General features: G+C 38.6%; 14 protein-coding genes. All 14 read left to right on the top strand.

What is annotated here, in order from left to right; genetic code table 11:
• Positions 1–206: 206 nt before the first annotated feature.
• The 14 genes from pulA (at position 207) to rpsL (ending at position 16,303) form a co-directional block, all read left to right on the top strand.
• Complete coding sequence (gene pulA, locus ACLU24_RS00240; RefSeq protein WP_412609210.1) at positions 207–3,365, top strand: type I pullulanase; 3,159 nt, start codon at positions 207–209, stop codon at positions 3,363–3,365.
• Between the two features lie 120 nt (positions 3,366–3,485).
• Positions 3,486–4,814 carry an MATE family efflux transporter gene (locus ACLU24_RS00235; RefSeq protein WP_412609208.1) on the top strand — a complete coding sequence of 443 codons (1,329 nt, stop codon included), beginning with the start codon at positions 3,486–3,488 and terminating at the stop codon, positions 4,812–4,814.
• A 248-nt stretch (positions 4,815–5,062) separates the two neighbouring features.
• Positions 5,063–6,022 (top strand): ribose-phosphate diphosphokinase, encoded by a 960-nt coding sequence (locus ACLU24_RS00230; protein WP_412609205.1) that lies wholly within the window; start codon positions 5,063–5,065, stop codon positions 6,020–6,022.
• Between the two features lie 116 nt (positions 6,023–6,138).
• Positions 6,139–7,284 carry a hypothetical protein gene (locus ACLU24_RS00225; protein WP_412609202.1) on the top strand — a complete coding sequence of 382 codons (1,146 nt, stop codon included), beginning with the start codon at positions 6,139–6,141 and terminating at the stop codon, positions 7,282–7,284.
• Between the two features lie 216 nt (positions 7,285–7,500).
• Positions 7,501–7,980 (top strand): ribosome maturation factor RimP, encoded by a 480-nt coding sequence (locus ACLU24_RS00220; protein WP_412609200.1) that lies wholly within the window; start codon positions 7,501–7,503, stop codon positions 7,978–7,980.
• Positions 7,981–7,997: 17 nt separating this feature from the next.
• Complete coding sequence (nusA, locus tag ACLU24_RS00215; RefSeq protein WP_412609197.1) at positions 7,998–9,101, top strand: transcription termination factor NusA; 1,104 nt, start codon at positions 7,998–8,000, stop codon at positions 9,099–9,101.
• Positions 9,102–9,204: 103 nt separating this feature from the next.
• Positions 9,205–9,504, top strand: a complete 300-nt coding sequence (rnpM, locus tag ACLU24_RS00210; RefSeq protein WP_412609195.1) for an RNase P modulator RnpM — start codon at positions 9,205–9,207, stop codon at positions 9,502–9,504.
• Positions 9,497–9,814 carry a L7Ae/L30e/S12e/Gadd45 family ribosomal protein gene (locus ACLU24_RS00205; protein ID WP_412609192.1) on the top strand — a complete coding sequence of 106 codons (318 nt, stop codon included), beginning with the start codon at positions 9,497–9,499 and terminating at the stop codon, positions 9,812–9,814. Before rnpM ends, ACLU24_RS00205 begins: the two co-directional genes overlap by 8 nt.
• Positions 9,815–9,818: 4 nt before the next feature.
• Positions 9,819–12,215 carry a translation initiation factor IF-2 gene (gene infB, locus ACLU24_RS00200; protein ID WP_412609189.1) on the top strand — a complete coding sequence of 799 codons (2,397 nt, stop codon included), beginning with the start codon at positions 9,819–9,821 and terminating at the stop codon, positions 12,213–12,215.
• 195 nt (positions 12,216–12,410) lie between these two features.
• Positions 12,411–12,773, top strand: coding sequence for a 30S ribosome-binding factor RbfA (rbfA, locus tag ACLU24_RS00195; RefSeq protein ID WP_106763092.1), 363 nt, complete (start codon positions 12,411–12,413; stop codon positions 12,771–12,773).
• Entirely contained in the window at positions 12,760–13,710 is a 951-nt protein-coding gene (locus ACLU24_RS00190; protein WP_412609187.1) for a DHH family phosphoesterase, read from the top strand. The genes rbfA and ACLU24_RS00190 overlap by 14 nt, the downstream gene beginning before the upstream one ends.
• Positions 13,710–14,606 carry a tRNA pseudouridine(55) synthase TruB gene (truB, locus tag ACLU24_RS00185; protein WP_412609184.1) on the top strand — a complete coding sequence of 299 codons (897 nt, stop codon included), beginning with the start codon at positions 13,710–13,712 and terminating at the stop codon, positions 14,604–14,606. The genes ACLU24_RS00190 and truB overlap by 1 nt, the downstream gene beginning before the upstream one ends.
• A 15-nt stretch (positions 14,607–14,621) precedes the next feature.
• Positions 14,622–15,524: a bifunctional riboflavin kinase/FAD synthetase gene (locus ACLU24_RS00180; RefSeq protein WP_412609181.1), complete on the top strand. Its 903-nt coding sequence runs from the start codon at positions 14,622–14,624 to the stop codon at positions 15,522–15,524.
• A 353-nt stretch (positions 15,525–15,877) separates the two neighbouring features.
• On the top strand, positions 15,878–16,303 hold the full coding sequence (gene rpsL / locus ACLU24_RS00175) for a 30S ribosomal protein S12 (protein ID WP_022263969.1): 426 nt from the start codon (positions 15,878–15,880) through the stop codon (positions 16,301–16,303).
• Positions 16,304–16,449 lie beyond the last annotated feature (146 nt).

Raw genomic sequence — 16,449 nt, 5'->3', positions numbered from 1 at the left:
ACTATACAAATGTGACATTTATAGGTGAATAATAAAATGTTTACCAAAAATAAAAAAACGGCTTGAAATATTGATTTAATATGATAAAATTATATGGTATGGCAAAAGTTTAAGTTTTTAAAAGATGATTTTAGGAAAAGTTGTAAAAAATGTAACTTATCCAAATTTATATTTGCACGCTTTTTGTGATATTGGGAGGTTCCAGCTTGGCAAGGTTAAAAAGGCTTTTATCAGCTATGTTATCAGCAACAATTTTATTAGGAGGTATAGCAATGACTGTTCCAAATATGGCGTATGCAGCTGAGAAAAAATACGCTCATGAGCTTGATAAGCAGGCTTATGACGGAAACGACTTAGGTGCAAATTATACCAAAGAAAAAACTACCTTTAAGGTATGGGCACCAAGTGCTGAAAAAGTATATCTTAAGCGTTATACAACAGGAAGTGACAGTGAGCAGGGTGCGAGAGTTATTTCTAATTTGAAAATGCTTAAAGGCGATAATGGCATTTGGTATTATACAGTCTTTGGAGATATTAAAAATACCTACTACACATATATTGTAACAACTGATGGCAAGTCTCAGGAAACCTGTGATATTTATGCTAAAGCTGTTGGTGTAAATGGCAATAGAGCGATGGTTGTTGACCTCGATTCAACGGATCCTGATGGCTGGGATAAGGACAAGCATATAACCTATGATTCTCCGACAGATACAGTTGTTTGGGAAGTTCATGTTCGTGATTTTTCTATAAGCCCGGATTCTGGCGTTACGGACGCTAATAAGGGTAAGTATCTTGCATTTACAGAAAAAGGCACAACCCTCAATAATCAGGGAGTTATCTCAACAGGTATAGATTATCTTAAAGAACTTGGCGTGACTCATGTTCAGCTTTTACCTGTTTTTGACTATGCAACTATTGACGAAACTCAAGACGGTGCATTTAACTGGGGTTATGACCCAAAGAACTATAATGTTCCGGAAGGTTCATATTCTTCCGACCCTTATGACGGAAATGTCAGAATTAATGAGTTTAAACAGATGATTAAGGCACTTCATGATGCTGGTATCGGTGTTATTATGGACGTTGTTTACAATCATACTTATACTGCAAAGGATAGCTCATTCCAAAAGACAGTTCCTAATTACTATTATCGTATGAATAAAGACGGAACATTCAGCAATGCTTCAGGGTGTGGAAATGAAACCGCAAGTGAACACGCTATGTTCAGAAAATATATGATAGATTCTATTCTTTATTGGATTCAGGAATATCATATAGATGGTTTCCGTTTCGACCTTATGGGTGTACACGATGTAACAACAATGAATAAGATTCGTGAAGCCGTTGATAAGCTTGACGGCGGAAAGAAAATTATTCTCTACGGTGAGCCTTGGACAGGCGGTACTATCGGAACAAGTCAAGCTACTGCTATTCAGAGTAATATAAATAAACTTGACAATAGAATTGGTGCATTTAATGACAAAATCCGTGATGCAATTAAGGGTGATGTTTTTATTGCGGCTAACACTGGTTTTATACAGCATGGTACTAACGACAGTGATATTATAGACAGCATACAGGCAAATAACACAAAGACTACTACCGGAGGTTGGGCAAATCAGCCTTCGCAGTGTGTAAGCTATGTTTCGGCACATGATAATTATACTCTTTATGATAAGCTTGTACTCTCTGCAAGAACCGACCAAAACTTTACAGACAGAGACGATGAGCTTGTAGATATGAATAAGCTTGCAGGAGCCATGTATATTACTTCACAGGGCTTGACATTTATGCAGGCAGGTGAAGAATTTGCAAGAACTAAAAAGGGCGATGAAAATAGCTACAAATCGTCTACAAGCATAAATATGCTTAATTGGTCCAATGTTGAAAAATATCGTGATTTGGTATCTTATTACAGTGGACTTATCGAAATTAAAAAGGCATTTTCGCCATTCAGAGATGCTACAACAGGTGCGTCTGAAAGAATGGTATTTGCTGAAAATAACAGCGATGGTTTAGTTGCATATACTCTAACAAATACAGAAAAGAAACTTAAATCAGAGTGGTCGCAGGTTGCTCTCATATTCAATTCCTCAACTGAGGAAAAAGAAGTAACCCTCAAGGGTGATAAGCTTCCAAGCGAGTGGACTGTTATTGCAAATAAGACTTCAGCAGGCGTTAAGAGTCTTGGAACAGTAAAGGGAAATACAGTTAAGGTTGCCGCAGGTTCAGCTTTGATTCTTGTTGATAAATCAAGCTTTGAGAAAATCAATCTCACAAGCGATAAGTGCAAGGTTACTATCGAATATAAAGACAAGGCAACAGGTGAAGTTATAAATTCTCAGGTTATCACTGGCAAAGAGGGAAGTAAGTTCACAACCTCAAAGGACGAATCTTTAAACCTTAGATATGATTTTGACAGCGTAAACGGTAATGAGAGCGGAACATTTACAAAGGCTGACCAAACTGTAACTTATTACTATAATAAGTTTGAGGGTGCAGTCGGCAAGGTTACTGTAAAGTATATGCGAGCAGGCGATGAAGCTTTTGGTATGGCAGCACAGGAAATAGCAAGCTCAGTTACTATTGAGGGCAGAGAAGGCACAGCTTATACAACAACAGTAAAGGCTATTGACGGTTTTGAGCTTGACCTCGAAAAACTTCCTGATAATACGGCAGGAACATTTACAGGTGAAGAACTTGAAGTGGTTTATTACTATAAAACTAAGGAAGCTGACAAGCTTGTTATAAACTACTATAATAAAAACGGTTGGGAAAAAGTCGGTGCATATGTATTTACACTTGGCGACGATGATAAGCGTAATGTAATATCTGCAAAAAGCCCTGGTACAGAAATGAAAAAAAGCAGTGAAGATGGTTGGTATACTCTCACTATTGATGCGAGTGAGGCATATTGTATTTTCACGAATATGAAAGACCCTGACAACGGTATCAAAACCGATAAGAGTTCAACAGGCAAGGGATATTCACTTCGTGGCACTTGCTGGGTTGATGGAGATAGCGTAATATATTCAGGCAAGGTTACTGCAGTTTATATTGGTGCTGATGGAAAGGTCTTAGATAAAAAGGTGATGACAGGCAAGGCTGACGGCACATCAAGCTATACGACAGAGGCTATGAAGTTCGATGGCTATGAACTTATAGAAACACCTGCCAATGCCAATGGCGTCTATACTGAGAATGATATTTATGTAATTTATAATTATTCGGAAAAATATAAGGTTCCGGAATTTGTAATGCCGCTGGTTATCAGTTTGTCATCTGCGGCAGTAGTTTCTTTTGCGGGTGCGGTTGTAGCTCTTATTTCTACAAGAAAACGCAAAGCAAAAAGAGGTTCTTAATTTTAAAATTAAATAGGTCATCGGAGGACTAACAATCGCAATTGTGAAGTCGATAAGATGTCGGGTGCGCTCGATTATTGAGAGATAATCGAGCGCATTTTTATGGGAGGAGAAAAATTTATGAAAATACAGCTTTCAGAGCATTTTACACTTAAAAAACTATTGAAATTCGTATTTCCGTCAATAATTATGATGATTTTTACATCAGTATATGGAGTTGTTGATGGAATATTTGTTTCCAATTTCGTAGGCAAGACACCTTTTGCGGCAGTTAATTTAATTATGCCATTTTTGATGATTCTCGGTGCATTGGGCTTTATGATTGGTACAGGAGGAAGTGCTATAATTTCTAAAACTCTTGGCGAGGGCGATAAAGAAAAAGCAAACCAGTATTTTTCTATGTTGGTTTATGTAATGATAGTTTTGGGAGCAATTTTGACAGCTTTAGGCTTGACTTTTATGCGACCTATTTCAATACTTCTTGGAGCAGAGGGCGAAATGCTCGAAAATTGCGTTATATACGGCAATATAATTATAACTGCCTTAATTCCTTATATGCTTCTTAACTCATTTCAGAGCTTCTTCGTTGCGGCAGGAAAACCACAGCTTGGACTTGGTGTAACTGTTGCTGCAGGCGTTACAAATATGGTTCTTGATTTCGTGTTTATAGTATTATTTAATTGGGGAATAGCAGGTGCGGCAATAGCAACAGCCATAAGCCAGCTTGTAGGAGGAGTAATTCCACTATTTTACTTTTCAAGCAAGAATAGCAGTTCCTTGCATTTAGGCAAGACAAAAATGTATTGGAAGATTTTGTTGAAAACTTGTGCGAATGGTTCATCAGAGCTTATGACAAATCTTTCTATGTCAATAGTAAATATGCTCTATAACTATAAGCTTATGGAATATATAGGCGAAGACGGAGTTGCAGCATATGGAGTAATAATGTATGTAAACTTCATTTTTGTTTCAATTTTCCTTGGATATTCAATAGGAAGTGCCCCTATTGTAAGTTATCATTATGGTGCGAGAAATAATAGCGAATTGAAAAATCTTTTTCATAAGAGCTTAGGCTTTGTAAGTGTTGTAGGTGTTGCTTTGGCGGTGCTTTCAATAAGCTTTTCAGGAGTTCTATCAAGTATATTTGTCGGATATGATGCAAAACTTTTTGAAATTACACAGCATGGACTTATTATTTTCTCATTCTCTTATCTGATATGTGGCTTCAATATTTATGGTTCGGCGTTTTTCACAGCCTTGAATAATGGTGTTATTTCGGCTGCAATATCTTTTTTAAGAACACTTTTATTCCAGATAGCATCAGTTATGCTTTTGCCTTTGATACTCGGTCTTGACGGCATATGGCTTTCAATCACCTGTGCAGAACTTTGTGCTTTAGTGGTTACAGTTATATTCCTTATAACAAATAGAAAGAAATATAATTATTAAGCATTTTTAGGATAAGATAATTTTATGGGTTTTGGTGTATGCTTAAGCCTATCTCTTTTACTACTTTTTTACTTAATTTATGGCTGTTCTATTGTTAGTCTTTACAATTTTTCGGCGAAGATACTCCAAAACTTGATTTTTTTCGCAGTTAGTATTACAATATTAATTGGAAACGCCCCGCTTTGGGCGAAGTCTGTTTTTAAACAGATATTAAAAACTTCATAGAAAATTTAGGGGGATTATCAGTAATGAATTTTCATGGTAAGGACATCAAGATTTTCACTTGTAACTCTAACATTCCTGTCGCACAGCAGATAGCTGCTTGTCTTGGAATTCCTGTCGGCAAGTCCGATGTTTCAAGCTTCAGCGACGGTGAAATCGCTGTTTCGCTTCATGAATCAGTAAGAGGTTCAGACTGCTTTATTGTTCAGTCAACCTGTGCTCCTGTTAATGACAATATTATGGAGCTTCTTATTATGATTGACGCTATGCGTCGTGCTTCCGCAGCAAGAATCACAGCCGTTGTACCGTATTTCGGCTATGCTCGTCAGGACAGAAAGTCCAAGCCTCGTGACCCAATCTCAGCAAAGCTTGTTGCTGACCTTATCACAACAGCAGGTGCTGACAGACTTCTTACTATGGACCTTCACGCTGCACAGATTCAGGGCTTCTTCAATATCCCTGTTGACCACCTCCTCGGTGCTCCTCTTCTTGCTAACTACTTCAAGAAGATGATTGGCGACAACCCAGATGATTATGTTGTTGTATCCCCCGACCTTGGTTCTGTTACAAGAGCAAGAAACTTTGCTACACGCCTTGGTTGCCCGATTGCTATTATTGACAAGCGTCGCCCAAGAGCAAATGTATGCGAAGTTATGAACATCATCGGTGATGTTAAGGGCAAGAAGGTTATTCTTGTTGACGATATGATTGATACAGCAGGTACACTCTGCAACGCTGCTAAGGCTACAATCGAGCTTGGCGGAGCTACTGAGGTTTATGCTGGTGCTACACACGGCGTTCTTTCTGGTCCTGCTATTGACAGAATTAAGGAAAGCCCAATCAAGGAGCTTATTCTTCTCGATACAATTCCTGTACCACAAGATAAGATGCTTGATAAGTTCACAATGCTTCCAGTTGCTCCTGTATTTGCAGAGGCTATTGAGAGAATTTATGAGGACAAGCCGGTTTCCTCTATTTCACTTTAATTTCTAAAGCTGCATAACATAAAACAAACTTTAGGGAATCCTTCTTTAGGGTTCCCTAAGTTTATAATTAGATATAAATTTCTTGATTATTGATTAGCGAAAGTCAGGTGATATAAATGAAAGTTGTTGATATAAGAAATGTTTTCGAGAAAAGACGGATTCAGCTTTTTTATGTTGACGATGATTTTATATATTACGCAGAAGAAAAGCTTCAGGGCGAACTTAGTAATCTCTATATACTTGAATATAATCGTGATACTCGCAGAGAAAGACTTGTTACAAATTATACACTTGAAGATTCTTCTTTTGTGCAGCATATTTTTGCGTTTGAAGAAACCATACTTCTCGTGCTTGAAAACGGTTCAAGCAGTCTGTGGGTAGTTGAACTTGATAGACGCAGTGGAATGGAGCTTAGTCGCAGAAAGCTGAATTTTACGGGAAGATTTTATGAGTGTAAAGCCATAGATGCAAACAATATTATTTTTACAGCTGCACCTGATGAAAAAAGCAAGAATTTCTTTAAGCAGTATAAAGCTTTAACGAAGTGCGATACACTTGCTTATATTTACGATATAGAGCAAGATAAGAAATCGTTTATACGCTGTCCTCTGATTTCAAAAGTTGGTTGCGACAGCTTATTTACAGTTAAGACCACTGAGGGCAATAAGCTAATTATTCTCGACCCTTGGGGTGATGAGGAAACAAAGCTATATTACTTTAGGGAACAAAGATGGATTAGTGCTGATATTCGTGATAATATATGGATTTGCGATTTAGATGCTGCTTTGCTTGAACTTAAAGACGGTAAGGAAAATCTGACGGTTCACTGTGTTGCAAGTGCTGATATTAAAGGTATGGTGCGTTATGCCGCAATAACAGATAAAAAGCTATATATGAAAGCCACACACTTTAAATCTGGTGTTGAAAAAATATGCTCATATGATTTTGAGGATAGAAAAATAGAGGCTCTTGCAGAACTTCTGCCCTGTGAAGATAACGAAACATATTATGTTGAAAATCGTACAGGTCAGACATACAGACTTACTATTGATGAGAATAAAACCCTTGTTGAAAGTATGATGAATGATTTTAAGTTTGAGTATAAAACCTCTTTTGGTAAATTTATTGCCTGTATAGAAAATCGTTTCATCATTACAAATAGCGATAATAAGGCTGTCTACATTATAGATACAAAATCAGGCACAGAGAATAAATATGACTGCAAATGCGAAATCTATGGTAGCACTTTAGTTCTTTATTAAGCTTAGTTTATATTTTATGTTAGAAAATTAAATAAAAATTTGCCCGAAATATGTAATTATCAGAAAACTGTAGTAAAATCGGGATTTAATTCGCATAAAACCCTTGCATATATCGAAATTATATGTTAAAATTATTAACAAGAATAGGAATTGTAAAAGAGTGGGGCGACCCGCTCTTTTATCGTGTTTAAGGACTTTTGCTTAAAGGAGGAGCGTATGGCAGAAAAAAAACAGGGAAACACAGTTTCAGTCGTCTGGGATTTGGCAAAGCCTATCGCCGAAAAACTTGATCTTAGCCTTTGGGATGTTCGCTTTCAAAAGGAAGGTGCTGTCTGGTATCTTAGAATCTTTATCGACAAGCCAAGCGGTGTTACAATAGAGGATTGCGAGGCTATGAGCCGAGCAATAGACGAACCGCTCGATAAGCTCGACCCGATAGAGCAGAATTACTGTCTTGAGGTTTCTTCACCGGGAATAGAGCGTGACCTTATTCGTGATGAGCATTTTGAAGAATTTCTCGGTGCTCCGATAATGATTAAGCTTATTCGTCCAAACGAAAATGGTGTTCGTGAGCTTAAAGGTACGCTTATAGCACACGATAAGGATAGCGTAACTCTTATGCTTGATGGCAACGAAAAAACAACTATTCAAAAGAAAAATACGGTCTATATAAAGTTAGATGACTTTTTAATATAATTGGAGGTTATTGGAAAATGAATACAGAGCTTTTTGAAGCATTGAAGCTTCTTGAAAAGGAAAAGGGAATACCTGTTGAATATATGCTTTCTCAGATTGAGAAATCTATACTTGTTGCCTGTAAGAGTGCTTACGGCGGAAACAACGATGCAAGAGTCGAGATGGACCCAGAAAAGGGCAAATTCGATGTTTACTTAAATAAGGAAGTTGTTGAAGAAGTTTTCGACCCCGATTATGAGATTTCACTCCAAGATGCTCGTGCTATTAACGCAAAGGCTCAGCTTGAAGATAAAATTGGTGTGAAGCTTGACCCTAAGCAATTTGGCAGAATCGCTGTTCAGGTTGCAAGAAATACAATTCGCCAAGGTATTCGTGACGGTGAAAAGAGCCAGGTTCTTGTTGAGTTCCAGAGCAAGGTTCAGGAAATCGTTTCTGCACAGGTCGAAAGAGTTGACCCTAAAACAGGCAATGCTACAATCCGTATAGGAAAAGCAGAGGCTGTTCTTCCAAGAGGCGAGCAGGTTGCCGGAGAGGTTATCAAAGAGGGCGACACAATCAAGGTTTATGTTGCTGATGTTAAAAACACAGAAAAAGGACCTCGTGTTATCATTTCAAGAACTCACCCTGACTTTGTTAAGCGTCTTTTCGAGAAAGAAGTTCCTGAAATTTATGACGGTATCGTTGAAATTAAGTCTGTTTCAAGAGAGGCCGGTTCAAGAACAAAGATTGCTGTATTCAGCCGTGATGAGAATGTTGACCCAAGAGGAGCTTGTATCGGACCTCGTGGCGTAAGAGTAGGAGCAATCGTAAATGAGCTTGCCGGCGAAAAAATAGATGTTGTTGAATATAGCGAAGACCCAGTTAAGTTTATTGCTGCTGCATTGTCGCCCGCTGAAGTTGTTAAGGTAGAGATTGACCCTAACGGCGAAAAGGTATGCAAGGCAACAGTTCCTGATAGTCAGCTTTCACTTGCAATCGGTAATAAAGGACAGAATGCAAGACTTGCAGCAAAGCTTACAGGCTGGAAGATTGATATTCGCCCAGAAAGCGGATTCTTTGGCGAGGACGAAGAAGATACTTCTGCTAAAAAGGAAGAGTATGTTGGTGACGGCTTAGAATAATTATTATAAAGTATAAAGAAGCATAAAGCTCCTATAAGGGGTTTGAAAAATTGAGGGCAATGTTCCCGAAATAAAGGATAGAAAGGCGGCGAAGAAAAGAAAAATGCGACAGAAAAAAGTACCTTTGAGAAAATGCACAGGCTGTGGAGAAATGAAAGAAAAGAAAGAGCTTGTGCGAATTGTAAAAGCTCCTGATTTGAAGGACGAAAATGGCGAGGTTGTTCAAGCGGGTGAAATTTCAGTAGATTTTACTGGAAAAAAGCCCGGTCGAGGTGCATATATTTGCCGCAGCAACGTCTGCCTTGCCTCCGCGAAAAAAGCAAGACGGCTTGAAAGAGCTTTCTCATGCAAGATTTCGGAAGAAATATATAACAAGCTCGAGGAGGAATTTACTGGTGAATGAAAAAATTCTATCGTTTCTTGGTTTGGCGAGGCGTGCAGGTAAACTTTCACTTGGCTTCGACCCTGCGGTTGACGCTATGATTCATGGAAGATCAAGACTATTGCTCTTGTGCAATGATTTATCAGAACGCTCAAAAAGTAAAATTCTGAAAATCGTAGAACGCACGAAAACCGAGACTATCTCGTTAAATATATCTATGAATGAGGTCGGAATGGCGATAGGAAAGACCTCGGGCATTATTTCAGTAGATGATGAGGGCTTTGCAAAAAAGCTCGTTATGCTTTGCAATGATATGACAGGAGGAAATTGATTATATGATTAAATACAAGGTAAGTGAAGTAGCTAAGGACCTTAATGTTCCAAGCAAAGCCGTTATAGAGGCTATCAAGGAATGCTGCGGTGTAACAAAGAAGAGCGGTAATGTTCTTACAGACCAAGAACTTAATGTAGTTTTTGAGTATTTTACGCAGAAAAATCAAGTTGAAAATTTTGACGCATATTATGCTTCGAGAGATGCCGAACCTGAAAAAACAGAAAAAGCGGAAAAAACTGATAAGCCTGCAAAAGCTAAGGACGAAAAGTCTAAGAACGACCAAAAGCAGGGACAGAAGAAAAATAATCAGCAAAATAATTCTCAGAAAAAGCAGGATAAGCCACAGGATAAAAAGACTTCACAAAAAGCACAGGCAAAGAAACCGGAAGAACCTGTCATTGAACAAGAGCAATCTCGTGGCAGAGTTATAAATACAAGAGCCGCACAGGTCGATATTGAGCGTTATAATGAGAAGTACGACCGTATGGCAAGTGAAAAGCTTGGCGGCGGAAAGAAGAGCGAAAGCAAGACTACTACTCAAAAGCAGAAATTCACTCAGCGTTCACAGCAGCGTGGAAAATCCAGAAGTTCAAAGCGTGAAACAGAAAAGGAACGCTTAGAGAGAATTGCAGCAGAAAGAAAGGCAAAGCCTATCACTGTTTCTATTCCCGATGAAATTACTGTCGGAGAACTTGCTTTAAGACTTAAAGCAACAGCAGCAGAAGTTATCAAAAAACTCTTTATGATGGGTACTATGGTAACAGTTAATGATGTTATTGATTTTGATACAGCATCACTTGCAGCTATGGAATTCCATGCAAAGGTTGAAAAGGAAGTTGTTGTTACTATTGAGGAAAGAATTATTGACGATAGCGAAGACGATGACGACAACCTCGTAACTCGTGCTCCTGTTGTAGTTGTTATGGGACACGTTGACCACGGTAAGACTTCTATTCTTGATGCTATTCGTCACGCTAATGTTACATCAACAGAGGCAGGCGGCATCACACAGCATATTGGTGCTTATAGAGTTAATGTCAACGGAAATGACATTACTTTCCTTGATACTCCGGGACACGAAGCTTTCACAACTATGAGAGCAAGAGGTGCTCAGGTTACTGATATAGCTATACTTGTTGTTGCTGCTGATGACGGTATTATGCCACAGACAGTTGAAGCTATTAACCACGCAAAGGCTGCGGGAGTTTCTGTTATAGTTGCTATAAATAAGATGGATAAGATTGGTGCTGACCCTGAAAGAGTTAAGCAGCAGCTTACAGAATATGGACTTGTACCTGAAGAATGGGGCGGCGATGTTCCGGTTATTCCAGTTTCAGCACATACAAAAGAAGGTCTTGACGACCTTCTCGAAATGGTAACGCTTGTTGCTGAAATTAAAGAGCTTAAAGCTAACCCTGACCGTCCTGCAAAGGGTACTGTTATCGAGGCTCGTCTTGATAAGGGTAGAGGTCCTATTGCATCTGTTCTCGTTCAGAACGGTACTCTCAGAGTTGGAGATATTATCGTTGCCGGTACAGCCGTAGGTCGTGTAAGAGCGATGACAAATGAAAAGGGCGAAAAGGTTAAGGAGGCAGGTCCGTCATTCCCTGTTGAGATTACAGGTCTTGACGATGTTCCGTCAGGTGGCGACATATTCAACGCAGTTTCTGATGAAAGACTTGCTCGTGAACTTGTTGAACAGCGTAAGGAAAAGCAGAAAGAAGAACAGTGGGGCAATCAGACAAAGGTTACTCTCGATAACCTCTTTGACCAAATGCAGCTTGGCGAAGTTAAGGAACTTAAAGTTATCGTTAAGGCTGATGTTCAGGGTTCTGTTGAGGCTGTTAGACAATCACTCGAAAAGCTTTCTAATGACGAAGTTCGTGTTAATGTCATTCATGGCGGCGTAGGTGCCATCAGAGAATCTGATGTTATGCTTGCATCTGCATCTAATGCGATTATCGTTGGCTTTAATGTTCGTCCGGACCCGGTTGCTGCTGAAAATGCAGAGCGTGATGGCGTTGATATGCGTCTTTATAGAGTTATCTATGACTGCATAGAGGAAATCCAGTCCGCTATGAAGGGTATGCTTGCACCAAAGGTAAGAGAAGTTGAGCTTGGTAGAGTAGAGTGCCGTACAACCTACAAGATTACAAATGTCGGTATTGTTGCGGGTTCTTATGTACTCTCAGGCAAGGCTGTAAGAGGTGCCGATGTTCGAGTAGTAAGAGATGGTATTGTCATAGCTGATGATAAGATTGCATCATTGCAGAGATTTAAAGATTCCGTCAAGGAAGTTGCTGCTGGCTTTGAGTGCGGTATTACACTTGAGCGTTTCAGCGATTTGAAGGACGGCGATATTTTCGAGGTTTACGAGATGCAGGAGTATACAGAATAAGTATATAATCTCACAGAATAATATACTCATTGAAAATTTATTATACAAAGTAATAACGGCAAATCGTTGTTAAAAAAGCGGTGGCAATAGCTGCCGCTTTCGTGTAATAAAGATAATTTCAGATAGAAAAATAATAATTTAGTTTTAATTCGATGATTATTTCGTATAATAGAAATATGTAAGGAGGCTAAAATAATGAAAAGCTTTAAATCAGTAAGAAATTCCGAAGATATTATGCGTGAACTTACTGCTATATTGAGAGAAATGAAAGACCCAAGACTTCATAATTCTCTTATAAGCATAGTAAGAGTTGATGTTTCGAGCGATGTTTCATACTGTAAGGTTTATATAAGCTCTATGAGCGGTATGGAATCCGCAAAGGAGGCTGTAAAGGCTCTTAAAAATGCTGCCGGCTATGTAAGAAGTGAACTGGGTTCAAGACTTACTCTTCGCCATGTTCCGGCATTGACTTTTATTGCAACAGATTCTATTGAATATAGTGCAAATATTAACAGAATTCTGAATGATGTAAAGGAAGATAAACATGATAACGCTTGAGTCTGCCGCTAAAACTCTTTTATCTAAAGATAAAATTCTTATATTGACACACCGTTCTCCTGATGGTGATACTATCGGTTCGGGATATGCTCTTGCTATGGCATTGCGTAAGCTTGGTAAGAATGTTAAGGTCGATTGCACAGACCCGTTCCCTGATAAGTATTCATATTTTACTGATAAACTCGAAAAACTCGAATTTGACGAGGAATTTGTTGTCAGCGTTGATGTTGCAGACACAAAGCTTCTTGGTGAAAAACTTTCAGGCTACGCCGATAAGATAGACCTTTGCATAGACCATCATGGTTCAAATACTAAATTCGCAAAGGAATATTATGTTGAAGCCAGTGCCGCAGCCGCAGCACAGGTTATTGAAAAACTTATCAGACTTATGAATGTTGAATTTGATAAAGATATAGCTAACGCCATTTATACAGGTATTACGACAGATACAGGTTGTTTCAGATATACAAATGTTACGGCAGAAACTCATAGAATTGCCGCAGATATGATAGACTGTGGTGCGGAATCCGGTATGATTAACCGCCTTATGTTTGAAACAAAGTCACGCTCAAGGCTTGAAATAGAACGCAGAGTAATGGATTCTATGCAGTTTTATCTTGACGGAAGATGTGCAATAGTTTATGCAACTATTGATATGATGAAAGAATCCGGCGCTGTTGACAGTGATATGGAGGGAGTAGCCTCTTTGCCAAAACAGATAGAGGGAGTTATGGTTGGAATAACTCTTCGTGAAAAGAATAACGGCAAGTTTAAAGTTTCTGTAAGAACGACAGACGAAATTGATGCATCGAATATTTGTGCAAATTTTGGCGGCGGCGGTCATAAGGCTGCTGCCGGCTGTATGATAACAGGTACGCTTAATGAATCTATAGAACAGATTGTAACAGTTGTCGGACAAGCATTAGAGGGTAAGTAATGAATGGTATTATAGTTATAGATAAGGGCAATGGTTATACTTCCTTTGATGTTGTCGCCAAGATGAGAAGAATTTGCGGCGAAAAGAAAATCGGGCACACGGGAACGCTTGACCCTATGGCAACGGGCGTTCTACCTATTCTTATCGGAAATGCAACAAAAGCACAATCGCTTTTGCCTGAAAGCGATAAGGAATATGAAGCAACATTCAGTTTTGGAATTACTACTGATACGCTTGATATTACGGGCAAAATTATTTCACAGACAGAATCCAATGTTAAATTAGAGGACTTAGAAGCTGTTTTACCACAATTTCGTGGAAATATAATGCAGCTTCCGCCGATGTATTCGGCAGTTTCTAAGGATGGTGTACGCCTTTACGAGCTTGCAAGAAAAGGCTTGATTACAGAAAGAGAGGCTCGCCCTGTAACGGTTTATAAACTTGATTTATTAAATTTTGACGAACAACTTCAATCGGCAAAAATTATTGTTAAATGCTCTAAAGGCACATATATAAGAAGTATCTGTGACGATATAGGACAAACTCTTGGTTGTGGTGCGGTTATGACCTCGTTAAGACGAGTTACAGCTTGCGGATATACTCTTGATGACGCAATCACACTTGAGAAAGCAAAAGAACTTTCAGAAAATGGTATGCTTGAGGAATATCTTAAACCGACAGATAGCGTTTTTGCGTGTTATCCGTCGGTTAAGGTTACAGAGGCTCAAGCCATAAGGTTTAAAAATGGTGGTGGTCTTATGCTTTCGAGAACAGGTGTAGACGATAATTCCGAGAACGGAGCATATTATAGAGTTTATAATCCGAGTGATGTTTTTCTAGGCTTAGGATATGTAAACAAAGAAAAGGAAGAATTGAGCGTAAAAAAGCAATTTTGATATACGGGTGTTTTGATGAAAATAGTTTATGATATAATTCCGTCTGAGAATGAAAGCTTTACAGCACTTGGTTTTTTTGACGGAGTACATCTCGGACATAAAGATGTTATATGTACAGCAGTAGAAAATGCAAAGGCTCTTGGAGTAAAATCTTGCGTTCTGACATTTTCACGCAGACCTAAGAGTATTCTCACAGGTGAATCGGATATGTTTCTTACGACAAAATCCGAGAAAATACGTCTTATTGAGAGCTTAGGCATTGATTTGCTTTACATAGTCGATTTCAAAGAAATGATGAGTTTTAGTGGCGAAGAATTTGTCAAAACGGTTCTTATTGATAATTTGAAATGCAAAGGCGTTGTCTGCGGTTTTAATTATCATTTTGGAAAGGGCGGTAAATGCGATAGTAATATTCTTGCAAAAATATGTGGGAAGTATAATTGCCAAACCGTTTCAAGAGAGCCTATTCTTTATGAAGGCGAGTGTATAAGTTCAAGCCGAATAAGAAATTTACTGCAAGACGGCGATATTTTACCGGCAAATAAAATGCTTGGACATAAGTTCGGTTATTGTCTTGAAGTAGTTCATGGCAGACAGCTTGGCAGAACTATCGGAATACCGACTATAAATCAAACATTTCCGGAAAATTTCTGTTTGCCTAAATTTGGAGTTTATGCTTCACTTGTTACGATAGACGACAAAGAATATCGTGGCGTTACTAATATCGGAGTTAAGCCTACAGTTGGCAGTGATAAGCCCGTTTCAGAGACTTGGATACTCGATTATTCAGGAGATCTTTATGGAAAGAAAGTAGATGTAAGATTGTTAGACTTCATTCGTGCAGAGAAGAAGTTTTCTTCAATATCAGATTTAAAGTGTCAGATTCTAAAAGATGGCGAAGTTGCAAAAATTATATAGTAACAAGGCAAATCGGATATTCTGTATAAAATAAACAGCAGAATATCCGATATCATTTTATGTGTGAAAAATATCATTTAAATTGATTATTAAATTTTAGAATATAGGCCTTTCGAAAATTGACTTTTTGAAAGGCTTAATTTATGTAAAGCTTAAGAAAAATCTTAATTTGAGGCAGATTAGTGCTTGACAAAATATGTTTGGCTGTGTTAAAATCATAAATTGTGGGCGACTATTGTTTGCCGACTGAAATCTGGAAAATGAAATTCCGATTTTCGCATATTTTGCTTGTTATAGGGCTATAATAACTAAGCTCTTTAACATATATATTTTGAGCAAGGAGGTGGATTTGATTGCCAACATTTAACCAATTGGTACGCAAGGGCAGAGAGGTTTCTGAAAAGAAAGCTAAGGCTCCTGCACTCCGTAAAGGCTGGAACTCTAAGAAGCGTGTAGCTATTGACCAAAACTCCCCACAAAAGAGAGGCGTTTGCACAGCAGTTAAGACAGCTACTCCTAAGAAGCCTAACTCAGCTCTCAGAAAGATTGCCAGAGTAAGACTTTCTAACGGTATCGAAGTTACTTCCTACATCCCAGGTGTAGGTCATAACCTTCAGGAGCACAGCGTCGTTCTCATCAGAGGCGGACGTGTAAAGGACCTTCCTGGTGTTCGTTACCACATTATCAGAGGTACGCTTGACGCACAGGGCGTTGCAAAGCGTATGCAGTCCCGTTCTAAGTATGGCGCAAAGCGTCCAAAGGCTGGAGCTGCAAAATAATTTCGCATAGAGCGAAAGAAAATTCTCTAAGGATAAATGTTTAATTGATTATGCAATACAGAGATGTATTTTTATATATAGCCTCTGTATGGCAAACGGAAGAACAAAATCCTTTCGAGTACCTAAGAATTCATCATTATGAAGGA

The organism is Pseudoruminococcus sp. (assembly GCF_047012705.1).
Lineage (GTDB): Bacteria > Bacillota > Clostridia > Oscillospirales > Acutalibacteraceae > Pseudoruminococcus.
Note: the sequence above shows the minus strand (reverse complement) of the source record. Positions and strands in the feature narration are given on the sequence as shown.